We start from the raw sequence: 21913 nt of genomic DNA, 5'->3' as shown, positions 1-21913 counted from the left end.
GGACCTACCCGTCAGTACATTGACGCCATGTCCAATACGCAGGACCGGATACCCCTCAAAGCCCGCAAGGTGTCCTTCTCCTGGGACGACACCCCGCTGCACTGGGTGCCCGGCGATCCCCTCACCACACACACCATCAACGTGCTGCATCTGCTTCTGCCCGCCGGCGAGCGGTGGTTCGTGCACGTCTACAAGCAGGTGCTGCCGTACATCCGGGACGAGCGGCTCCGTGCGGACGTCATCGGGTTCATCGGGCAGGAGGCCATGCACTCGCAGGCCCATGACGAGGTGCTGCCGCATCTGCGGGAGCAGGGGCTCGATCCGACGCCGTACACCGCACAGGTCGACTGGCTCTTCGAGAAGCTGCTCGGCGACCGCACCCTGCCGCCGGGCCGGGCGCGCCGCTGGTGGCTGATGGAGCGGGTGGCGATCATCGCGGCCATCGAGCACTACACCGCCTTCCTCGGCGACTGGGTGCTCAACGCGGAGGAGCTGGACCGCCGCGGCGCCGACCCGACCATGCTGGACCTGCTGCGCTGGCACGGTGCCGAGGAGGTCGAGCACCGGTCGGTCGCGTTCGACCTGTTCATGCATGTCGACGGTGGCTACCGGCGGCGGGTGCGGACCTGGGCGACCGCGTTCACCGCCCTCGTCTTCCTGTGGCAGCGCGGGGCGCGCTTCTTCATGGAGAACGATCCGACGCTCGTCGACGGCCGGGTCTCCCTCAAGGACCTCTACGTCCGGGGCAGGCGGGGCACGCTGCCGGCGACCGGGGACATGCTCAGGTCGATCCCCCGGTATCTGAGCCGTGCGTACCACCCCTCGCAGGAGGGTTCCACCGCGCAGGCCGTCGCCTATCTGGCCTCCTCCCCCGCCGCGCTGGCCGCCGAGACCGCCGAGAAGTCCGCGAAGGGTGCCGCCTGATGCCGAAGCTCCGCACCGTCGCCGTCGTCGCCGGTTCCGCCCTGCTCGTCCGGCGGGCGCTGCGGCGCCGTATCCGGACCTCGCCGTTGTGGCCGATGCCCGCCCTGGAGGAGCCGGTCTCGGGGCGGCCCCGGTCGCGGGCGCTGCGGCTGCTGGTGGCCTCGCGGGAAGAGGTCGCCGAGGGGGTCGTACAACTACGGCTGGAGGGGCGGGACTTGCCGCGCTGGGAGCCCGGCGCGCATCTCGACCTCGTGCTGCCGTCGGGGCTGGTGCGGCAGTACTCGCTGTGCGGCGACCCGGAGGACACCTCGTCGTACACCGTGGCGACCAGGCTGGTCCCGGACGGGCGGGGCGGCTCGCGCGAGGTGCACGAGCAGGTGCGGGAGGGGATGGAGCTGGAGGTGCGGGGGCCCCGGAACCGTTTCCCGTTGGCCGAGGCCGAGTCGTACGTCTTCGTCGCGGGCGGCATCGGGATCACGCCCGTCCTGCCGATGCTGCGGGCGCTGCCCGACGGTGTCGGGTGGGGGCTGCTGTACTGCGGGCGCGACCGTGCCTCGATGCCGTTCCTGGAGGAGGTCGAGAAGCTGGGCGGCGGGACGGGGAGGGTGACCGTCGTGGAGGGGGTGCCGGATCTCGACGCGCACCTCGCGGACGTGCCCGAGGGCGCCGCCGTCTACTGCTGTGGGCCGGAGGGACTGATGGCCGCCGTGCAGGAGCGGTTCCCCCGTGTCCGTCTGGAGCGTTTCATGCCCCGCGTCTCGGCGGGCGGTGCCTTCGAGGTCGAACTCCGGCGCAGCGGACGGACGTTGACGGTCGCCGCCGACTCGACCGTCCTGGCCGCCGTACGCGCGGAGTTGCCCGACACGGCCTACTCGTGCGAGCAGGGCTTCTGCGGGACCTGCCAACAGCGGGTGCTGGAGGGCGAGGTGGAGCACCGGGACGAGTTGCTGACCGACGCGGAGCGGGCCGACTCGATGCTGATCTGTGTGTCGCGGGCGCGAGGTGATCGACTCGTATTGGATCTGTGAACGTCCGTGACCGGTCCGGTCCGTTCGGGGCCGGATTCGATCGGTAGGGTGTTCGCATGACTACCGGGGTACGCCGAAGATTGGGAGTCGAGGAGCGGCGGCAGCAGTTGATCGGCGTCGCCCTCGAACTGTTCAGCCAGCGCTCGCCCGACGACGTCTCCATCGACGAGATAGCGTCGGCGGCGGGCATCTCGCGACCCCTGGTCTACCACTACTTCCCCGGCAAACTCAGCTTGTACGAGGCCGCGTTGAAGCGTGCCTCGGACGATCTGGCGGGCCGCTTCGTCGAGCCGCACGAGGGGCCCCTGGGGGCGCGGCTGCTGCGGGTGATGCGGCGGTTCTTCGACTTCGTGGACGACCACGGTCCCGGTTTCGCGGCGCTGATGCGGGGCGGCCCGGCCGTCGGCTCCACCGCGACGAACGCGCTCATCGACTCCGTGCGGCAGGCCGCGTATGTCCAGATCCTTTCGCATCTGGACGTGGCGAACCCGCCCGCGCGGCTGGAGCTGGTGGTCCGCTCCTGGATCTCGCTCGCGGAGTCGACGGCACTGATCTGGCTGGACGGCCGGCGCATCCCGCGCGCCGAGCTGGAGGTACAGCTCGTGCACGACTTCGCCGCACTGGCCGCCGTCAGCGCCGCCTACGACGAGGAGATGGGCACGCTGTTGCGCCACATGCTCAGGAACGAGCCGACCGACGGCCCGTTCAGCGAGCTGGTCGGCCGGCTCATCTCGCTGGCGCCCTAGCGTCCTGGCGCCTCAGCGTTCGAACTTGCGGTAGGAGGGGTCGAGGTCGCGTACCTCGGCCGAGGCGTGCAGAACGACACCGTCGTCCGCCACGTGCTTGCGCAGCAGCTCCAGGACGGCCTCGGTCAGCTTCGCCTTCGTCTCGTCGGTGCGGCCGGCGAGCAGGCCGAGCGTGACGTGCACGACCGCGTGGCCCCGGGCCTCGGGGTCCTCATAGCCGAACGCCGTGTACTCGCTCGGCCGGAACTGCGTCTTGCACGCCTCCGGCTTCGCCGCCGCGATCTCGACGGTGGCGGTGTGCAGCGCCCGTGCGAAACCCTTCCGGTCGAAGGCGTGGGACAGTACGCCGGAGTAGTCGACGGTGATCTGCGGCATGGGCACTCCTGTTCTACGGCAGCTGCGCTCACCCTAACCTCAGGGCCAGCATCGCGATGTCGTCCTCCTGGTCCCGCCCGAAGCACCCGAGCAGCGTGTCGCACAGCTCGTCCACACCGGTCGGGGCGTCGGCGGCGGCCTTGCGGAGCTGCTCCAGGGAGACGGAGAGGTCGATGCCGCGGCTCTCGACCAAGCCGTCGGTGACCATGAGCAGACGGTCCTTCGGGCTCAGCACCAGCTCGGTGGGCGCCGGCCGGTCCAGGCCGAGGCCGAGCAGCGGACCGTCCACCGGGACGTACTCGGCGTCGCCCCCGTCCCGCACGATCAGGGGCGGGATGTGGCCCGCGTTGGCGATCCGGGTGCGTCCGGTGCCGGGGTCGACCAAGGTCAGGCAGACCGTGGCGGTGACGTCGGGGTGGTAGTGCACGAGCATCCGGTCGAGCCGTCCGGCCAGCACGCCCGGGTCGCTCTCCTCGACGCAGTAGGCGCGCAGCGCGTGCCGGATCTCGACCATGACGGTGGCCGCGTCCAGGGAGTGTCCGACGACGTCACCGACCGCGGTGAGTACCCCGTCCGGGGTGCGCAGGGCGGCGTAGAAGTCGCCGCCGATCTCGGCCTGCCGGGATGCGGGGACGTAGCGGACGACGACCTCCACGCCGGGGAGGGAGGGCAGGCGGTAGGGCTGGGGCAGGAAACTGTGCTGGAGGGTGAGGGCGATCTGGCGCTCCGCCTGGTACATCAGCAGCGGCTCGGCGGCCAGGGCCGTGGCCTGGGCGAGCCGCTCCGTGGGGGATGCGGCTATAGGCAGTGCCGCGTTGTGCCGTCGGTCTTCCGCGGGTCCGCTGCGGCTGGTCCCGCCCTGCGGCGGAGCCGCATAGCGATGCAGCTCCGCGCCCTCCGCGCCCCTTGACGGCGCCGCGGGTGCCGGGGTCTGACACGCCGGTGTTGCGATGCATACCCGGGCCCGGCCCTCCTGGGCCGACGCCAGTACCAGGTGGGCGTCCTCTCGGACGCCTGGGCGGAAGAAGCCCGCCGGCCACAGGGAGGCGGGGACGGTCGTGCTGTGGACGCCGGTCCCGCCGGTGCGGCCCTCCGTGAGTCGGGTGATCAGCCGGGCCGCCGCCACGTGCGGGGCGGTGTCGGGGAGGACGGTGGGGGTGCCCGCCGGGCGGGCGAAGCCGTCGCCCCGCGGTCGGCGCAGGGAGCTGCCCCAGTGCGGCTCGCCGTCCGGGCCGATGACGAAGACGACGGCGGGTGCGCCGGTGAGCCGGGCCGTGCCCGCGGCGGCGGCGTCGGCCAGCTCGCCCAGACAGCGCGCGGTCTGCACCGTGACGATCGCCTCGGACAGCAGGGTCAGCCGGTGCGCCAGCACCTCGGCCTCGCTGCGCCGACGCCCCCCGCGGACGGCCGCCCGCACGACGGCCTCGATCTCGCTCGGCTCGGCCGGCACGGCCAGGTAGGCGTCGGCGCCCGCGTCGAGACCCCGGCACCGGTACGCCGCGTCCACGGCCACGGCGGAGAAGTGGACGACGGGCAGCGCGGCCGTGGACGGCCGGGCCTTGACCAGGCGGCACAGTTCGAAACCGCTCATGTCGGGCAGGCCGACGTCGACGAGCGCCACGTCGGGCAGGGCGCCCAGGCGCAGCCGTAGGTCGAGTTCGCTCAGCGCCTCACCCGCGCTCGCGACCGGCACGACGTGGTGGCCGGCGCGGCGCAGCACGGCGCCCATGGCGAAGAGGCTGGTCGAGACGTCGTCGACGACCATCACGGTCGTGCCCGACTGCATGCCGAAACCGTCCATCGTCGGGGGCCCTTGCCCTTGGATACGCACGAGTGGGGCGGACCCGATCGCACCGGGGCCGCCCCACTCAAATTAGTGCGGCATCAAGAGGTTCGTGCGAAGACGGCGACAGTACGCCCCGGAACGGCGAACGTGCCCGATTCCCGCTCGAAGGACGAGGACTTGACGATAGGGTCCGCACCCGTGGCCTGCGTGGGATGCAGTCGATAGCCCTCGCCGGCCAGCGAGGCGATCCGCTGCTCCTGCTTCTCGGGCGTCGCGTTGAAGACGACGACGAGGTCGCCGAGGCGCATGGTGATCACGCCGGGCGCCTCCTCCTTCCCGGACAGCGGGAAGGACAGCTTCGACTGCACCTGACCGGCCGTGTCGAGGGAGAAGACGCTCTCCGTCGTACGGATCCTCAACAGGTCCTGGTACGCCGCCGAGGCGCCGCCGATCTGCTCGCAGCCCACCTTCACGGTGCCGAGCAGCGGCTTGGCGTACGGCCACTTGGACTCGTTGTCGGCCGCCGGCGGCAGCCCCCGTCCGAAGCCGTTGCCGTCGGCGCAGTTCCAGTGGATGGCGTTGAACCAGTCGCCGCTGTCGTAGGAGTTGCGGTCGAGGGACTTGGAGCGCAGCAGGTCGGTGCCGGCCTGGGACAGCGCCGGGCCCTGCGACAGGGTCGCCGTGGCCATGGCGAGGACCTGCATCCGGGCGCGGTCGTCGGCGCTCACCGAAGTGGGCAGCTTGAAGGCGAGGGCGTCGAAGAGCGACTCGTTGTCGTGCGCGTCGGCGTAGGCGAGGGCGTCGCCCGGGGCGGCCGCGTAGCCGGCGGGTGCGCCGTTGTAGTCGACCTCGGAGCCCTTGACCTCCTTGCCGCCGGTGTCGGTGAAGCGGTAGTCGGCGAGGTTGCCGGACAGGCCGACCTTGATCAGGTCCTGGTAGTGCAGCAGACGGGCCTTCTGCTCCTCGGAAGTGCCGTTGTTCTGCGAGGAGTTGGGCTCGGTGTACAGGCCGGACGCGAAGCCCTGGACGCCGGGGTCCTCGTCGAAGGGCCCGCCGCCGCGCACGGCGTCGCGCGCGCGGTCGGAGAAGGTCGCGATGCCGGTGCCGGCCATGTTCTTCTGGGTGGCCTGGACGAACCGGGCGTCGTCGGCGATCTCGCCGAAGTTCCAGCCCTCGCCGTACAGGATGATCTTCTTGCCGTCGACCCCGTCCTTGGCGAGGGTCAGCTCGTCCAGGGCCTTCCTGACCGCCAGGATGTTGGCCTTCGGGTGGTGGCCCATGAGGTCGAAGCGGAAGCCGTCGACCTTGTACTCCTTGGCCCAGGTGACGATCGAGTCGACGACCAGCTTGCCCATCATGGCGTTCTCGGTGGCCGTGTTGGAGCAGCAGGTGCTGTTGGCGACCGAGCCGTCGGCGAGCAGGCGCTGGTAGTAGCCGGGGACGATCCGGTCGAGGACGGAGGTGTCCGCCTGGCCGCTCGCCGCCGTGTGGTTGTAGACGACGTCCACCACGACCCGCAGGCCGTCGTCGTTGAGCGCCTTGACCATCTTGCGGAACTCGACGGTACGCGCGGTGCCGTCCGGGTCGCTGGCGTACGAGCCCTCGGGGACCGTGTAGTGGTACGGGTCGTAGCCCCAGTTGTAGGCGTCCTTCGCGGCGATCTTCGCCACGCACTCCTGCTGCCTGGCGGAGTCGGCCGGGAAGGAGGCCAGGTCGCAGTCGGTGGTCGCCTGCTCGGACTTGTTCTCGGGGATGGTGGCGATGTCGAAGGCGGGCAGGAGGTGGACGTACGACGTGCCCGCGTCGGCCAGCTTCTTCAGGTGCTTGGAGCCGTCACTGGCCTTGTCGGTGAAGGCGAGGTAGGTGCCCTGGTCCTTGGCCGGCACCGTCTTGTCCGCCACCGAGAAGTCCCGGATGTGCAGCTCCTGGATCTGGGCGTCCTTCAGCGGTACGGCCTTGGGCTTGGTGTACGTGGACCAGCCGCTCGGCGCCAGTGACCGGTCGGCGAGGTCGACGACCAGGCTGCGCTCGGAGTTCGCGGTGAGCGCGACGGCGTAGGGATCGGTGACCTTGTTGGTGACGAGCTTGCGGACGCTGGGCGCCCAGACCTTCACGACGTAGCGGTAGGGCTTGCCCTTCCAGGACTTGGGGCCGGTGACGGACCAGACGCCGGTGGTCGGGTTCCGCTTCATCCTCACCGTGTCGCCGTCGAGTTCCAGGGCGACGTTCTGCGCGGTCGGCGCCCACACGGCCAGCGTGGGCCGACCGCTCTTGTCGAAGGTCGGCCCGAGGTCGGCCTTCGTCGCGCCGGGGTACAGGTCGTCGAGTACGCCCGCGATCTGTACGCCGGTCGCGGCCAGGACGGCACCGTTGGCGGCACGCTGGGAGGCGACGAGCTGGCCGCGGAGGGCCTCGCGGACCCGGTCGCGGTCGCGCGGGTCGACGGACCAGGCCGCGTAGTTCTTCAGGTGCGGGAACCTGGCCTTCTGGGCGTCGGTGAGGGAGGTCTTGGACAGTCGGAGCCAGCGCTCGTCGTCGCTGGTCAGAGCGGAGTTCTTGACCTCGATCGAGCCGTCGCGGGAGTACAGCAGCTGGGTGGAGGCGGCCGTTTCGGCGCCATTCCAGGCGACCGTGTTCCGGTCGATCCAGATCGCCTTGGAGGTGGTCAGGTCGAGCGCGGACGCGGCGCCCGCTGGCTGCGGGAGCAGGTACTTCTCCCGGCCGCTCAACAGCCACACCTCATGGCCGTTCGCCGTGAGGTCGAGCGACTGGTCGGTGGGCAGGTCCTTCTCGTCGCCCTTGTGGAGGATGTAGCTGAGGCTGGTGGCACCGTCGGTGAGCGGTACCTCGAAGACTGCGCCATAACTGTCAGTCTTGACCGGCTTGAGGGGGTTCGACCAGTCGGTGGGGTTCGCGGCACCCGTCCAGACGTGCAGGCCCCAGCCGTCGTAATTCCCGTCGGCGCGCTGGTAGTGCAGGACCGCCTTGGTCTTGTCCGGGGCCGGGTAGTCGGCCGCCGGCTTCTCGGTGACGACGGCTTCCTTGCCCTGCTCGATCCAGATCTCACCGGTCTTGGTGACGTCGATCGCGCGGTCGGCGGAGACGTCCTTGTTGCCGTCCTTGTCGATGACGAGGAAGCCGACGTTCGAGGCGCCCGGCTTCAGCTTGACGTAGGCGAAGGCGCCGTAGGCGTCGCGGCCGACGAACGGGTGGCTGGCGGGCCATTCGGTGGACTCGCCGTCGGCGAGGTCGCCCCAGGCGTACAGGCCCCAGTTCGCGTAGTCGCCGTCGGTGCGCTTGTAGTGGACGATCGCGTGGTCACGGGAGGAGGCGGAGGGGGTCTCGGGGGCGGGCGGGGTGCCGGTGGTGGTCGCCGCCGTCGCGCTCGCCGTGCGGCCGGCCGAGTCGATCACGACCGCCTTGTAGCGCAGGGCCGTTCCGGCCGGTACGGCCCTGTCGACGATCTGCGTGACCTTGTACGGGGCGTGGTCGGCGGAGCCGAGGGTCCGCCACTTGCCGTTGCCGACCTGTGCGGCGAAGACGACGCGGTTGAGCTGTCCGCCGTCGACGTCGGCGCCGATCTCCACCGCGCCGGTGGCGCCGGCGGCCGGGGCCTTGAGGGTGACCGTCGGCTCGGCGGCGGGCTCGGCGGGCTTGCCGGCCGCCCTGAGGACGATCGCCGAGCCGGCCGGGACGGTGACGGTGAGCTTCTTGTCGGCGTCGCTCTTCGGCGAGGTGTCGGTGCCGTAGATGCCCTTGTAGGTCATGCCCGCCGAGCCGGTCGGGAAGGTCGCCGTCTTCGCGTCGCCGGCGTTGTTGAAGGCGACGACGTACTCGGTGCCGGTCCTGGCGTCGGTGCGGGAGAAGGCGTAGACGCCGGTGCCGTCGGCGGCGTAGCGCTCGGTCTGGATGCCGTCGGCGAGGGCGGGGTTGGCCTTGCGGAGCTTGGAGAGGGCGCTGATCTGCCGGTAGAGCGGGGCGCTCGTGTCGTAGGCGTCGCTCGCGTGGGTGCGGTCGGTGCCGAGCTGGTCGTCGTCGAGGTAGTCGGCGGTCCTGGACGCGAAGAGCGTCTGGCGGGCGTCCTTGTCGCCGCCGGCGCCGGTGAAGCCCTGCTCGTCGCCGTAGTAGACGACCGGGTTGCCGCGGCTGAGGAACATCAGCTCGTTGGCGAGCCTGTCCTTCTTGAGCAGTTCGGCGTCGGTGGCCTTCGGGTTGTCCTGGTCGAGGAAGTACCCGATGCGGCCCATGTCGTGGTTGCCGAGGAAGGTGACCTGCTCGTAGGCGTTGGCCTTGTCGGTCGTGTACTTGTAGTCGTCGCCGAAGACGCTCGCGAGCTTCTGCGCGCTGCCGCCCTGGGAGGCGTACTGCCGTGCCGCCTCCTGGAAGGGGAAGTCGAGCGTGGCGTCGAGGCGGCCCTGGGTGACGTACGGGGCGGTGACGTCCGTGTCGGCGGAGTAGACCTCGCCGAACATGAAGAAGTCGTCGCGGCCCTTCTTGGCCGCGTAGGAGTCGAGGGCCGTGGCCCACTGGGTCCAGAACTCCATGTTGACGTGCTTCACGGTGTCGATGCGGAAGCCGTCGATGTCGAAGTCCCTGACCCACCGCTGGTAGATCTTCTCCATGCCGCTGACGACCTCGGGACGCTCGGTCCACAGGTCGTCGAGGCCGCCGAAGTCACCGTGTGCGGAGCTCTCACCGGCGAAGGTGGAGTCGCCGCGGTTGTGGTACATCGTCGGGTCGTTGAGCCACGACGGGACCTTGACGTTCTTCTTCGCGGCGGTGACGGCCGGGGTGCGCGGGAAGGAGTCGGCGTCGACCGCGGGGAACCTTGACTTCCCGTCCGCGTAGTCGGCGTCGTCGAAGGGCTTGCCGTCCTTGGTGAGGTAGGGGAAGGCGCCCTTGGAGAGGTAGTCGTACGACTTCTCCTCATAGTCGACGACGTCGGCCGTGTGGTTGGTGATGACGTCGAAGAAGACCTTCATGCCCTTGGCGTGGGCCTTGGAGATGAGGGTCTCCAAGTCCTTGTTGGTGCCGAAGTGCGGGTCGACCTGGGTGAAGTCGGTGATCCAGTAACCGTGGTAGGCGGCGGAGGCGTCGCTCCCCGTCCCCTGCACGGGCTGGTTCTTGAAGATCGGCGCCATCCAGATGGAGGTGGTGCCGAGGCCCTTGATGTAGTCGAGCTTCCTGGTCAGGCCCTTGAGGTCGCCGCCCTGGTAGAAGCCCTTGTCGGTGGGGTCGTAGCCGGTGGCGAGGCGTGAGCCGGTCAGACCGCCCTTGTCGTTGGACGTGTCGCCGTTGGCGAAACGGTCCGGCAGGACGAAGTAGAACTGCTCGCGGGTGGCGTCGTGCCGGGCCGGCTCGGCGGCGAGCCTGGCGTCGGACGGGGGCACGGGCGGAGTCTCCGCCTGCGCCGCGAGAGGCTGGACGAGTGCTGCGGCCAGCGCGGTCACGGTGACCGCAGCGACCCGTCCGACGTGTGCGGTACGGCGCCTCGACGGCGTCGGCCATCTCGGTATCACAGATGGACTCCTTGCGATTGCGGCTCTCTTGGGTCCGACCCCGCGTGACCGTATCGCCGTCGAAAGGATTACAGCAAGAGTCTTGAAACCATCGGTAAGAATTTTCAGTAGGGTGCTCAGCAGGCGGAGTTGGCCTGCGTCAGCAGGCCGAGCTTCCAGGGCAGGGTGTTGTAGGGGCCGGAGGCGGCCGGGTCCAGACCCTGGTACAGGTACTGCAGGCGGCACTGGTTGATGGTGAGGGTCTGAGGTAGTTGATGTAGACCATGCTGTACACCACGCCATTACCGATCATGGCGGCTGCGAGCACATGCCATACGCCCTGTCAGGCGCATCGTGTCTCCTATCGCTTGATGGTGTAGGTGACGAGCGAGCGGGCCGGAACCGTGGCGGTGAGCGCTCCCCCGCTGACCGGCACGGCGGCCTGACCGGCCATGCTGTTCGAGCCGTTGGTCAGATACGGGGTCGCGGTCCCGGTCGTGATGCCGGTGTTCTGCAGGCGGTACGACACCTGCTGGGCGCCGGTGCCCGCGTTGAGCGCCACGACGGTCAGCGTGCCGTCAGTGTTGCGGAACGCCGACAGCCTGAGGTCGGCGTCCGGGGACGTGGCGGCGATGCGGGTGGCCCCGGGACGGACGAAGCGGCTGTAGTTGGCGATCGCCCACAGCCGCTTGGACACGCGGTAGTTCGCCCCGTCCATCTGGATCAGGCCCCGGGTGGCACCGACCGAAGCCCCGTACCAGTACACATATCCGCTGGTGTTCCCCTTGGTGAGGGCGTCATGGACCGCGGCGGCGACCGTGAAGCCGTCATAGCCGCTGCCGTCGTCCCAGTTCTCGTTCCAGGCGGTCCCGTCGGGCGACCACTCCGACATCCAGGTGCGCTTCCGGGTCGGCAGCGGCCCGTCGACCCGGCTGGCGTAGGTGTGACCGGTGTGGGTGGCGACGAGGTTCCGTGCGGTCGCGTCGGCCTCGATCGCGCTGGTGTAGGACTTCTGCTGGTTCCAGCCGAAGGAGTCGCAGCAGGCGACCTTGTATCCGGCCGAGTGGGCGATCGGCCCCAGCACCTTCGTGAACTCGACGGCCTGCGCGGGCGTGAGCCGCATGGAGTCGTACGTCGCCGTCCAGTCGGGCTCGTTGGTGAAGCCGAGGTCGGTGATGCCGATGCCCTCCTGGCCGTAGAACTTCGCGTACTGGACCAGGAAGTTCGCGTACGCCCGCCGCCAGTCACCGCTCGCGCAGGTGGCTCCGGAGAGTCCGCACAGGGTGCCGCCGTTGGCGTCGGTCCCGTTGGTCTTCATATAGCCGGGCGCGGTCCACGCGTCGGCGTAGAAGCGGGTGACGCCGTACGCCCTGGCCTGCTGGGCGAGCCACACCTGGCCCTTGTCCTGGCGGTCCCAGACGTACTCGGGGGTGGCGTTCGGGCCGCCGGGGTCGGTGGGCTGGATGCCCGAGTCGATGCCGAGGCGCAGGATGCTGAGGCCGGCGCCGGTGGTGCGGTTGAGGAGGAGGTCGAGGATCTCGCGCTGCTTCTGGGCCGGTAAGCCCTGCGAGCCGCGCATGATGTCGGCGCGTCCGAAGTGCTCGGAGAAGCCGAAGCCGTCGATGGGCTGGTAGGTGGTGGAGCCGTTGACGGTGGCGGTGATGGCGGCGGTCGCCTCCGGCGGGCCGGCGGCGGTGGTGCCGGCGACCGCCAGGAGAGCCGCCGAGGCCACCACCGCCCACTTGCCGAGTCTGCGCTGCATGTTGCACATCCCTTCATGGGAGCGCTCCCATAACACCAGGGAACGTAGGACGACACTCCATGAGCGTCAATCCCACGTTCCCCGGAGACTTGTCAGCAGCTGGACTTGCCGGCGTAGATCGCCAGCGCGGTGTTGGCGGCCAGGGTGGCGCTGAACTGCCCGCTGGAGTTCACCGTCACGGTCGTGTTGTTCTGCACGTTGCAGTACGTGCCGGCCGCGAGGGACGTCTGGTAGGTGCGGGTCAGGCTGCTCGACTCGTGGTTGATGGCCACGTAGCCCTTGCTGCCCCGCCCGAAGGCGATCGCGTCGCCGCCGTTGTCCCACCAGTTGGTGACCGACTCGCCGCGGGTGGCGTTGCGGAAGGCGACCATGCGGATGATCTCCGGCCAGTCGTGCTGGCACTTCCAGCCGCCCTGCCAGCAGGCCGTCACCGAGCCGCCGTTGGGCGGGCCCGCGTCCGTGTCGGACCACTCGTAGCCGGAGTTGATGTCCGGGGCGCCGTACGGGTAGGCGAGCATGAAGACGTTGGCCAGCGTGTAGTTGGCGCCGTCCTTGTAGTTCAGGGTGGAGCCGTTGCGCTCGGTGTCGTGGTTGTCGACGAAGACACCGGAGACGCCGCTGCTCATGTAGCCCCAGCCCTCGCCGTAGTTCTTCAGATAGGCGAGGTTCTCGTTGTTGAAGACCCGCTTGAGGTCGTAGGCGTAGCGGAACTCCTGGACGTCGCCGTTGCCCGTGTACTCGGTGGGCTGGACGGCCTCGCCGCTGCCGTAGATGGCCTCCTGCTTCCAGTAGACGTTCGGGTTGCTGAGGCGCGACTTGATGTTGGCGAGGTCGGCCGCCGGCATGTGCTTGGCCGCGTCGATGCGGAAGCCGTCGACGCCGTAGCCGAGCAGGGTGTTCATATAGCCGGCGATGGTGGCGCGGACGTACTCCTCGCCGGTGTCCAGGTCGGCGAGGCCGACGAGTTCGCAGTTCTGGACGTTGGTGCGGTTGGTGTAGTCGCTGATCGTGGCCGTGCAGTCGTTCATGTCGGCCGAGGAGTACAGGCCGGGGTAGTTGTACTTCGTGTACGACGAGCCGCCGGTGCCGGTGCCGCTGCCCGCGGACATGTGGTTGATGACGGTGTCGACGACGACCTTCACACCCGCGTTGTGACAGGTGTTCACCATGTTCTGGAAGGCGGTGGCGTCCCCGAGCCGACCGGCGACCTTGTAGCTGACGGGCTGGTACGAGGTCCACCACTGCGAGCCCTGGATGTGCTCCTGGGGCGGGGAGACCTGGACATAGCCGTAACCGGCCGGGCCGAGGGTGTTGGTGCACTCCTTGGCGACCGAGGCGAAGTTCCACTCGAACATCACCGCGGTGACGTCCTTGGTGCCGGGCGGGGAGGCGGAGGCGCTGCCGCCGGGGAACACGAGGGCTGCGGCCGCGGCCGCGGCGAGCGCGGTGACGGCGGCTGCGGGAGCCGTGCGACGGTGCTTGCGGTGGCGCTTCGGGGGCGCCGAGCTTCTCGGTATCACAGGCTGGACTCCTTGCGATTGCGGCTCAGTTCGGATCCCCCCTGCGCCGCGGCGCGGCTTCATTGCCGGGCGTCGGCGAGAACGTACCGCTAACGAAAGGTTTACAGCAAGAGTATTGAAACTCATAGCAAGCACTTTCAGTGCGAGTCTTGACGTGCCCCTCTCAACTGCCGCACGCTCAGCGGATACTGAAGCCCCGTCGTCTGCTCACCCACCACGCGCGCGAGCCGCAGCCGGCTGCACATCGTGCCGCTCACGCTGGGCGCCGGCACCCGGGTGTTCCAGGGCGTCCCGCCACTGAAGCTGGAGCAAGTGAAGTCGCGGTCAGCGAGCCTGGTCACGCACGTGACGTACCGCGTGCTCTCCTGAACCGAGAACGGGACCCGCTGCTCCTCCCGGAGCAACGGGTCCCGTACCGGGGACGGACCGTCAGGCGGTCGTCCACCACACCGTCGTGTCCCCCGGCACCTTCGCCTCGCCGTCCGTCTCGCTGATCTCACCGCTGGTGAGCAGCACACGGCCGTACGCCGGGGTCGTCACCGACTCCCCGCCGGTGTTCGCGACGCAGACGAACTCGCCGCGCCGGAAGGCTAGGACGCCCTCGGGCGCCTTCAGCCACTCCACCGACTCGCCGGCGCCCAGGTCGGGCTGCTCGCGGCGGGCGGCCAGCGCGGAGCGGTACAGCTCCAGGGTGGACTCGGGGTCGCCGGTCTGCGCCTCGATACTCAGCTCGCCCCAGCCCTCGGGCTGCGGCAGCCAGCTGCCACCCGTACCGAAGCCGTACGACGAGCCCTCACGCGTCCACGGGATCGGGACGCGGCAGCCGTCGCGGAAGCCGTCCTGGCCCGCGCCGCGGAAGTACGCCGGGTCCTGGCGGACCTCGTCCGGCAGGTCGACGACGTCCGGCAGGCCCAGCTCCTCGCCCTGGTAGACGTACGCCGAACCGGGCAGCGCGAGCATGAGCAGCGTGGCGGCGCGGGCGCGGCGCAGGCCCAGTGCGCGGTCGCCGGCGGTGCGGATCTGGGTGCCGAGGCCGGGCGGGTTGGCGAAGCGCGTGGCGTGGCGGGTGACGTCGTGGTTGGACAGGACCCAGGTCGCCGGGGCGCCGACCGGGCGCATCGCCTCCAGGGTGCGGTCGACGACCTTGCGGAGCTCCGCCGCGTCCCACTCCGTCGACAGGTACTGGAAGTTGAAGGCCTGGTGCAGCTCGTCCGGGCGGACGTAGTTCGCCGTGCGCTCGACGGTCGGGGTCCACGCCTCCGCCACGAAGATCCGCTCGCCCGCGTACTCGTCGAGGATCGTGCGCCACTGCCGGTAGATCGCGTGCACGCCGTCCTGGTCGAAGAACGGCATGACATCGTTGCCCAGCAGCTTGAGCTGATCGTGGGATCCGAGGTCCGGCAGCCCCTCCGCCTTCACCAGGCCGTGGGCCACGTCGATACGGAAGCCGTCGACGCCCATGTCGAGCCAGAAGCGGAGAATCGAGCGGAACTCGTCTCCCACCGCCGGGTGCTCCCAGTTGAAGTCCGGCTGCTCGGGGGCGAAGAGGTGGAGGTACCACTCACCGGGAGTGCCGTCCGGCTCGGTGACCCTCGTCCACGCCGGGCCGCCGAAGATGGACTCCCAGTCGTTGGGCGGGAGTTCGCCGTTCGCGCCCTTGCCGGCGCGGAAGTGGTAGCGGTCGCGCAGCGGGGAGCCGGGGCCCTCCGCCACGGCACGCTTGAACCACTCGTGCTGGTCGGAGGAATGGTTCGGGACGAGGTCGACGATGATCCTGAGCCCCAGCTCGCGCGCGTCGCGGATCAGCGCGTCCGCGTCGAGCAGGTTCCCGAACATCGGGTCGACGGCCCGGTAGTCGGCGACGTCGTAGCCGGCGTCGGCCTGCGGGGAGGCGTAGAAGGGGCTGAGCCACACGGCGTCCACGCCGAGGTCGCGCAGGTAAGGCAGGCGGGAGCGTACGCCTTCCAGGTCGCCCATGCCGTCGCCGTTGCTGTCGGCGAAGCTGCGCGGATAGACCTGGTAGATCACCGCGTCCCGCCACCAGTCGCTGCGCTTGGCTTTGGCGGGGTTCGGGGCCGGGGCGAGGGCGGAGTGCTGCTGGCTCATGGCGTCCTTGGTACGTAACGGGGTCATGGGGTCAGGTGTGCATACAAGGGTGATGACGAGACGGCCGCGGTGACAGCGGGGTCGGATGGCCACCGCGACCGCCTCGGGTTTACGGGGAGGGGACGGCAGCGCCCGTCTTTTGGGGCGCGGGACTGTATTGAATGTGCGGCTACCGCCGCGTGGGCGCGACCAGCCACGACGGCGCCGCAGACGATCAACTGCAGTCCTCCCGTTGGTGCTCAGCCCTTCGTGCCGCCCGCCGTGAGTCCGGTCACCAAGTTCTTCTGCACGAAGTAGAAGAACGCGGAAACCGGTATGGCGACCAGCACCGCCGTGGCGGCCATGAGGTTGCGCTGCGCGTCGTGCTCGCTGATGAAGGTCTGCAGACCGACCGCGAAGGTGTACTTCGTGTCGGACAGCATGAACGTCGAAGCGAACGCGACCTCACCGAAGGCCGTGAGGAAGCTGTAGAACGCGGCGACCGCCAGGCCCGGCTTGGCGAGCGGCAGGATCAGTCGCGCGAACGTGCCGAAGGGGGTCAGCCCGTCGACGCGTCCTGCCTCGTCGATCTCGAACGGGATCGTGTCGAAGTAGCCCTTCATCAGCCAGGCACAGTACGGCACGGTTGTCGTGCAGTACACGAGGACGAGGCCGAGGTAGCTGTCGATGAGCTGGAGCTCGGACAGGATCTGGTACATCGGCACCATGAGGACGGCCACCGGGAACATCTGGGTCACCAGCAGCACCCACATGAACTTCCTGTAGCCCGGAAAGCGCATCCGCGAGACCGCGTAGCCGGTGGTGGCGGCGATGACGACGCCGATGAGCGTGGTGCCCAGTGTGACGATGAGTGTGCTCGTCAGCCAGTCGAGGAACTTCGTCTCCTGGAGGACGAACGTGTAGTTGTCCAGCGTCATCTTTCCCCAGATGCCGCCGGGGTGGAGGTAGTCGTCCTTGTCCGGGCCGAGGGACAGGAAGAGCAGCCAGGCGACGGGGAAGAGCGCGATCAGGCTCGCCACGCTGAGGATGCCGTGGGAGACGAGGGCCGTACCGCGGCGGCGGGCCTTGGGCGGGGTTGCAGTAGGCACGGAGTCCTGCTTGTTCACCGGGGTCTCGACAGTGGTGGTGGTCATGGGGACTCCTGCCTCAGATCGCGAGCTGCTGGTCGTTGCGGTTCAGCCAGCGGCGGTAGAAGGAGGTGAAGACGATCAGGATGGCCAGCAGCAGCATGCCGTAGGCCGCCGACTGCGCGAAGTCGCGCGGCTGCTGTCCGAAACCGAGGCGGTAGGCCCAGGTGACGAGGATGTCGGCGTCCGGGGCGGTCTTGCCGAACAGCAGGAAGATGATCGCGAACTGGTTGAAGGTCCAGATGATGCCGAGCAGTACGACGGTGGAGCTGACGGACCTGAGGCCCGGCAGGGTGACGTACCGGAACTGCTGCCATCTGCTCGCGCCGTCCATCTCGGCGGCCTCGTAGAGCGAGGAGTCGATGGACTGCAGCCCGCCGAGCAGCGACAGCATCATGAACGGCACACCGCACCAGGTGTTCACCATGATCGCGGCGAACCGCTGCCAGAAGGTGTCCTCCAGCCACAGCGGGGTCGGCAGGTGAAGTGTCTCCAGGAAGGAGTTCACGACGCCGCCGTCGGCGAGCATGATCCGCCAGCCGAAGACGGTGACGAAGGTCGGCACGGCCCACGGCAGGATGAGGATCAGCCGGTACAGGGTGCGCCCGCGCAGCTTCTGGTTGAGCAGCAGGGCGAGGCCGAGGCCGATCGTGTAGTGGAGGGTGACGCAGGCCGCCGTCCACACGACCGTCCAGATGAAGTGCGACCAGAAGCGGTCGTACGCCGTCTCGCCCCAGAGGATGTCGGCGTAGTTGTCGAAGCCGATGAACTTGTAGGTGGCCTCGATCTCGTTGACGCCGATGGTGCGGGCGCTGTTGAGGCTGTTGGCGTCGGTGAGGGTGAGGTAGAAGCCGTACACCAGGGGGTACACGACGAGCACGCCGAGGACGATCACCACGGGGGCGATCATCGCGTAGGCGTACCAGTGCTTCTGGTAGCCGTGCTTCAAACGCTGGCCGAGCCCACGGCGAGGCCCGCGTTCGCCTCGGGGCTTCCCGGTCGCGCGGTCGATGGCGACTGTCATGGTTCGACAACCTTCATGAGGATCGACAGATCAGGGTGTACGGCGCACAGCCGGTGGCCGTCGGATCCTTCCCCCCATGATCAGGAGGATCCGACGGCCACGCGGGGTCACTTGCTGAAGTCCGGGACCAGCTTGGTGATCTCGGTCTCCGCGGTGCTCAGGCCCTTGTCGAGGGACTCCTTGCCCCCGGCGACCTTGAGCAGCTCGGTGTCGAGCGGAACCCACAGCGAGCTGTACTCGGGCAGGGCCGGGCGCGGCTGGGCGGCGGCGAGGACGGTCTGGTAGCCGGCGATGCCCGGGTCGGCCTTGACCTTGTCCGTGTAGGCGTCGTCACGCGTGGGCAGCGTGGAGTTCTTCAGCGCAATGGTCTCCTGGGCCTTCGCCGACGTCATGAAGTTCACGAACTTCAGCGCGGCCTTCTGGTGCGCCTCGTCGGAGCCGGCGTACACGGAGAGGTTGTGGCCGCCGGTCGGGGCGCCCGCCTTGCCGGAGGAGCCGGCCGGGACGGTGGCGATGCCGAGGTTGGCCTTGTCCTTGAACGCGGAGCCCTTGTAGAAGTTGGTGATCTCCCACGGGCCCTGCATGATCGCGGCGACCTTGCCGCTGACGAACGCCTCCTGGATGTGGGCGTAGGCGTCGGCGGTGGTGTCGGCCTTGTGGAGGCCCTTGCCGTCGAAGAGGCTCAGCCAGGTGCCGTAGCCCTTCTTGGCCGCGGCCGAGTTGACGGTGATCTTCTTGGCGTCGGCGTCGACGGTGTCGGTGCCCTCGCCGTAGAGGAACGTCTGGGCGTAGTAGGCCTGGGTGGAGCCCCAGTAGCCGTCGACGCCGGTCTTGTCCTTGATCGTGGCGGCGGCCTTCTTCAGGTCGCCCCAGGTCTTGGGGGCCTCGACGCCGGCCTTCTTGAAGAGGGCCTTGTTATAGACGAAGGCGAGGGTGTCCGTGGTGAACGGAACCCCGTACGTCTTGCCCTCGTACTTGGCCTGCTCGATCAGGCTGGGCTGGAACTTGGCCTGGTCGGCGAGGGCCTCGGTGCCGTCCAGCGGCGCGAAGAAGCCCTTCTTGGCGAAGGCGGGGGTCCAGCCGACCTCGGAGCGCAGGACGTCCGGGGCGCCCTTGGAACCGGCGGCGGTGTCGAACTTGTTCTGCGCCTGGTCGAAGGGGACGTTGACGTACTTGACCTTGACGTCCTTGTTGGCGGCCTCGAACTCCTTGACCAGGGCCTGGTACGTCGGCGCCTCATTGGTGGCGTTGGAGGTGTCCCACCAGGTGATGGTGACCGGCCCGCTCGAGTCGCTACCGCTGTCGTCCCCGCCGCAGGCCGTCGCCGCGAGGGCGAGGGACGCCACCAGCGCGGTGGCCGCTATGCCACGCCGCATGAGATCTCCTTGAGGGTGAAAGCCCGTGTAGGTGGGCCGTGTCGTCACATTCCCGTCGTCCGCCCGAAGGGCGGGCCTCGCGGCGACAGGGCCCTCAGGGTCGGCCCCGTCTGCCTGACCCTGATGTCTTGCCGACTGCGCCGTTGCGGCGGCCGGGCGACGTGAACGTAACAGCGTTGAAAGACTTACGAAAGACCTTGCAGAAAAAAAGTGCAAGAGGTCTCCGAAGTTATCCGGGTGTGACCTCTTGGCGACCGGGGTGAGACGCTTGTTTACACGGGTGGAGCACTATGGAGGCTGGTTGTGCAAGACTCTGCAAGCTCTTGCCATCACTTTCACGAGGGAGCGCGATGACGCAGCAACCCGGACCGGGCCGCCCAACAGGTCGCCCGCGGCGTCCGATTGGTGTGCAAGGCGACATACGGCCGGTACAGTCCAGTGCCGTGACCACACGGCTTGCAGACATCGCTGCTCAGGCGGGGGTGAGCGAAGCGACCGTCAGCCGCGTCCTCAACGGGAAGCCGGGCGTCGCCGCCACCACTCGCCAGTCCGTGCTGGCCGCACTCGACGTGCTCGGCTATGAGCGCCCGGTGCGGTTGCGGCAACGCAGCGAGGGCCTGGTGGGCCTGATCACGCCAGAGCTGGAGAACCCGATATTCCCTGCACTGGCGCAGGTCATCGGCCAGGCGCTGACCAGGCAGGGCTACACCCCCGTGCTGGCCACGCAGACGCCGGGCGGCTCCACCGAGGACGAGCTGACGGAGATGCTCGTGGACCGCGGGGTGGCCGGCATCATCTACGTCTCCGGCCTGCACGCGGACACCACCGCCGACATGCAGCGCTACGAGCGGCTGCGCGCCCAGGGCGTCCCCTTCGTCCTGGTCGACGGCTTCTCCCCCAAGGTCCAGGCGCCCTTCATCTCCCCCGACGACCGCGCCGCGATGACCCTGTCGGTCACGCACCTCGCCTCCCTCGGGCACACCCGCATCGGCCTCGCCCTGGGCCCCAAGCGGTTCGTCCCCGTCCAGCGCAAGATCGAGGGTTTCGTCCGCACGATGCAGGACCAGCTGAACCTGCCCACGGACACCATCGAGACGGACCTGATCCAGCACTCCCTCTACACGCTGGAGGGCGGCCAGGCAGCCGCGACGGCCCTCATCGACCGCGGCTGCACCGCGATCGTCTGCGCCAGCGACATGATGGCGCTGGGCGCGATACGCGCGGCCCGGCAACGCGGCCTGGAGGTCCCGACGGACATCTCGGTCGTGGGCTTCGACGACTCCCCCCTGATCGCCTTCACCGACCCGCCCCTCACCACCGTCCGCAAGCCGGTCCCGGCGATGGGCCAGGCCGCGGTACGCACGCTCCTCGAAGAGATCGGCGGGACCCCGGCGCCCCACAGCGAGTTCGTGTTCATGCCGGAACTGGTGGTGCGCGGTTCGACGGCTTCGGCACCGGGGAACAGAAACCAGCCCTGAATCGTCCGCAAGGCGGAGAATCCCCGCGTCCACCCCTCCGTCGGCAGGAGAACGAGGCTCTACGCCCGCCGTAGAACGTGCATCCTGAACCCGACCGGAGGATGATCGGTCGGGGAAGTCTTTTCTGGCAGACTCTGTGCCCATGGGTGACACGACCGTGACGACACTGGAAGGCCGGGAAGCGGCCGTTCCGTCCCCCGTCGCGGACGAGACGGGGCGGGGTCCCCTGCGCCGCTTGCGCACTCCACGCCGCCCCCGCCTCTGGTTCGAGATCCTGCTGATCGCGGTGAGTTACTGGACGTACTCACTCATCCGCAACGCGGTACCGGAGCAGAAGGCCGAAGCCCTGCGCAACGCCGACTGGCTCTGGAAGCTGGAGCACCAACTCGGCATGGCCGCCGAGGAGTCGATCAACCACACCGTGAACTCGGTGACTTGGCTCGTCGTCGGTATGAACTACTACTACGCGACGCTGCACTTCATCATCACCCTGGCCGTCCTGGTCTGGCTCTACCGCAGCCACCCCGGGCGCTACGCGGCGACCCGCCTGGTCCTGTTCGCCACCACAGGAGTGGCCCTTGTCGGTTACTACCTGTACCCGCTCGCTCCCCCACGGCTGATGACCAACGGCGGCTTCATCGACACGGTGCTGGTCCACGACACCTGGGGTTCGATGGCCTCGGGCGACCTGAAGAACATGTCGAACCAGTACGCCGCGATGCCGTCGATGCACATCGGCTGGTCGGTCTGGTCGGGCCTGACGATCTTCGCCCTGGCGAGGATCCCCTGGGTCCGGGTCCTGGGTCTGCTGTACCCGCTGGCCACCCTCGTCGTGATCGTGGCGACGGCCAACCACTTCTGGCTGGACGCGGTGGGCGGCCTGATCTGCCTGGCCTTCGGCTACATGGTGGCCCGCCTCTGGTACGGAGCACTCCCGCACGCCCTCCCGAGGCGAGTGGCGCAACCACACACGCACCCGCACCCGCCCATGGCGGGCAGAGGACGTGCCGGGGGGTCTCCGCCCGCAACGGCGGGCGTCCACGGACAGTACGTCCCGCCCAACGGCAACCGCCCGACCGAGGACGGACACACCCCGGCGCGGCCCCGACCCACCACAAGACCGTAGGCGCCACGCGGACCCCCGCTCACCGGCACAGGCCGCC

The 21913-nt window shown here is 69.1% G+C and carries 14 protein-coding genes and 2 pseudogenes; 6 read left to right on the top strand and 10 right to left on the bottom strand.

Going from position 1 to position 21913, the window contains the following annotated elements; all coding sequences use genetic code 11:
- The first annotated feature begins 27 nt into the window (after window positions 1-27).
- The 3 genes from ADK36_RS32125 to ADK36_RS32115 are packed head-to-tail and all read left to right on the top strand — an operon-like array spanning window position 28 to window position 2698.
- Window positions 28-924 carry a metal-dependent hydrolase gene (locus ADK36_RS32125; protein ID WP_048584810.1) on the top strand — a complete coding sequence of 299 codons (897 nt, stop codon included), beginning with the start codon at window positions 28-30 and terminating at the stop codon, window positions 922-924.
- Entirely contained in the window at window positions 924-1952 is a 1029-nt protein-coding gene (locus ADK36_RS32120) for a PDR/VanB family oxidoreductase (protein WP_053200005.1), read from the top strand. Before ADK36_RS32125 ends, ADK36_RS32120 begins: the two co-directional genes overlap by 1 nt.
- 56 nt (window positions 1953-2008) lie before the next feature.
- Complete coding sequence (locus ADK36_RS32115) at window positions 2009-2698, top strand: TetR/AcrR family transcriptional regulator (RefSeq protein WP_107083869.1); 690 nt, start codon at window positions 2009-2011, stop codon at window positions 2696-2698.
- 12 nt (window positions 2699-2710) lie between these two features.
- Here ADK36_RS32115 and ADK36_RS32110 read toward each other — a convergent pair whose 3' ends face one another.
- From ADK36_RS32110 to ADK36_RS32090, 6 genes and pseudogenes are all read right to left on the bottom strand, one after another.
- Window positions 2711-3073: a 5-carboxymethyl-2-hydroxymuconate Delta-isomerase gene (locus ADK36_RS32110; RefSeq protein WP_048584807.1), complete on the bottom strand. Its 363-nt coding sequence runs from the start codon at window positions 3071-3073 to the stop codon at window positions 2711-2713.
- Between the two features lie 28 nt (window positions 3074-3101).
- Window positions 3102-4874, bottom strand: coding sequence for a fused response regulator/phosphatase (locus tag ADK36_RS32105; protein ID WP_048584806.1), 1773 nt, complete (start codon window positions 4872-4874; stop codon window positions 3102-3104).
- A gap of 83 nt (window positions 4875-4957) precedes the next feature.
- Window positions 4958-10378: a pullulanase-type alpha-1,6-glucosidase gene (gene pulA, locus ADK36_RS32100; protein WP_048584805.1), complete on the bottom strand. Its 5421-nt coding sequence runs from the start codon at window positions 10376-10378 to the stop codon at window positions 4958-4960.
- 116 nt (window positions 10379-10494) lie between these two features.
- Window positions 10495-10623: pseudogene (locus tag ADK36_RS50610) on the bottom strand (non-reducing end alpha-L-arabinofuranosidase family hydrolase); the annotation flags it as partial.
- Between the two features lie 95 nt (window positions 10624-10718).
- Complete coding sequence (locus ADK36_RS32095; protein WP_107083871.1) at window positions 10719-12119, bottom strand: glycoside hydrolase family 30 protein; 1401 nt, start codon at window positions 12117-12119, stop codon at window positions 10719-10721.
- Window positions 12120-12211: 92 nt separating this feature from the next.
- Window positions 12212-13639, bottom strand: coding sequence for an alpha-amylase (locus tag ADK36_RS32090; RefSeq protein ID WP_048584803.1), 1428 nt, complete (start codon window positions 13637-13639; stop codon window positions 12212-12214).
- 234 nt (window positions 13640-13873) lie between these two features.
- On the opposite strand from ADK36_RS32090, the pseudogene ADK36_RS46945 reads away from it, so the two are divergent.
- Window positions 13874-14008: pseudogene (locus tag ADK36_RS46945) on the top strand (dihydrofolate reductase family protein); the annotation flags it as partial.
- A gap of 60 nt (window positions 14009-14068) precedes the next feature.
- Here the strand turns inward: ADK36_RS46945 and ADK36_RS32080 are convergent.
- From ADK36_RS32080 to ADK36_RS32065, 4 genes are all read right to left on the bottom strand, one after another.
- Window positions 14069-15745: a glycoside hydrolase family 13 protein gene (locus ADK36_RS32080; protein WP_053200004.1), complete on the bottom strand. Its 1677-nt coding sequence runs from the start codon at window positions 15743-15745 to the stop codon at window positions 14069-14071.
- Window positions 15746-15984: 239 nt separating this feature from the next.
- Window positions 15985-16878, bottom strand: a complete 894-nt coding sequence (locus tag ADK36_RS32075) for a sugar ABC transporter permease (protein WP_048584800.1) — start codon at window positions 16876-16878, stop codon at window positions 15985-15987.
- A gap of 13 nt (window positions 16879-16891) precedes the next feature.
- Window positions 16892-17896 (bottom strand): carbohydrate ABC transporter permease, encoded by a 1005-nt coding sequence (locus tag ADK36_RS32070; RefSeq protein ID WP_048584799.1) that lies wholly within the window; start codon window positions 17894-17896, stop codon window positions 16892-16894.
- Between the two features lie 107 nt (window positions 17897-18003).
- Window positions 18004-19272 carry an extracellular solute-binding protein gene (locus tag ADK36_RS32065; RefSeq protein ID WP_048584798.1) on the bottom strand — a complete coding sequence of 423 codons (1269 nt, stop codon included), beginning with the start codon at window positions 19270-19272 and terminating at the stop codon, window positions 18004-18006.
- Between the two features lie 443 nt (window positions 19273-19715).
- Between ADK36_RS32065 and ADK36_RS32060 the strand changes: the two genes are divergently transcribed.
- Window positions 19716-20750, top strand: a complete 1035-nt coding sequence (locus ADK36_RS32060; protein ID WP_048584797.1) for a LacI family DNA-binding transcriptional regulator — start codon at window positions 19716-19718, stop codon at window positions 20748-20750.
- 142 nt (window positions 20751-20892) lie between these two features.
- The gene (locus tag ADK36_RS32055; RefSeq protein WP_048584796.1) at window positions 20893-21876 is read left to right on the top strand and encodes a phosphatase PAP2 family protein; all 984 of its coding nucleotides are present in this window, start codon (window positions 20893-20895) and stop codon (window positions 21874-21876) included.
- Window positions 21877-21913 lie beyond the last annotated feature (37 nt).

It is taken from the genome of Streptomyces viridochromogenes (genome assembly GCF_001270495.1).
GTDB lineage: Bacteria > Actinomycetota > Actinomycetes > Streptomycetales > Streptomycetaceae > Streptomyces > Streptomyces viridochromogenes_A.
This window is presented reverse-complemented; position numbering and strand designations above follow the sequence as displayed.

What these genes read in the sequence shown, in the direction of transcription:
- ADK36_RS32125 (WP_048584810.1), top strand. Translation starts at nt 28, where the DNA reads ATGTCCAATACGCAGGACCGGATACCCCTCAAAGCCCGCAAGGTGTCC.
- ADK36_RS32120 (WP_053200005.1), top strand. Translation starts at nt 924, where the DNA reads ATGCCGAAGCTCCGCACCGTCGCCGTCGTCGCCGGTTCCGCCCTGCTC.
- ADK36_RS32115 (WP_107083869.1), top strand. Translation starts at nt 2,009, where the DNA reads ATGACTACCGGGGTACGCCGAAGATTGGGAGTCGAGGAGCGGCGGCAG.
- ADK36_RS32110 (WP_048584807.1), bottom strand. Translation starts at nt 3,073, where the DNA reads ATGCCGCAGATCACCGTCGACTACTCCGGCGTACTGTCCCACGCCTTC.
- ADK36_RS32105 (WP_048584806.1), bottom strand. Translation starts at nt 4,874, where the DNA reads ATGGACGGTTTCGGCATGCAGTCGGGCACGACCGTGATGGTCGTCGAC.
- ADK36_RS32095 (WP_107083871.1), bottom strand. Translation starts at nt 12,119, where the DNA reads ATGCAGCGCAGACTCGGCAAGTGGGCGGTGGTGGCCTCGGCGGCTCTC.
- ADK36_RS32080 (WP_053200004.1), bottom strand. Translation starts at nt 15,745, where the DNA reads ATGAGCCAGCAGCACTCCGCCCTCGCCCCGGCCCCGAACCCCGCCAAA.
- ADK36_RS32075 (WP_048584800.1), bottom strand. Translation starts at nt 16,878, where the DNA reads ATGACCACCACCACTGTCGAGACCCCGGTGAACAAGCAGGACTCCGTG.
- ADK36_RS32070 (WP_048584799.1), bottom strand. Translation starts at nt 17,896, where the DNA reads ATGACAGTCGCCATCGACCGCGCGACCGGGAAGCCCCGAGGCGAACGC.
- ADK36_RS32065 (WP_048584798.1), bottom strand. Translation starts at nt 19,272, where the DNA reads ATGCGGCGTGGCATAGCGGCCACCGCGCTGGTGGCGTCCCTCGCCCTC.
- ADK36_RS32055 (WP_048584796.1), top strand. Translation starts at nt 20,893, where the DNA reads ATGGGTGACACGACCGTGACGACACTGGAAGGCCGGGAAGCGGCCGTT.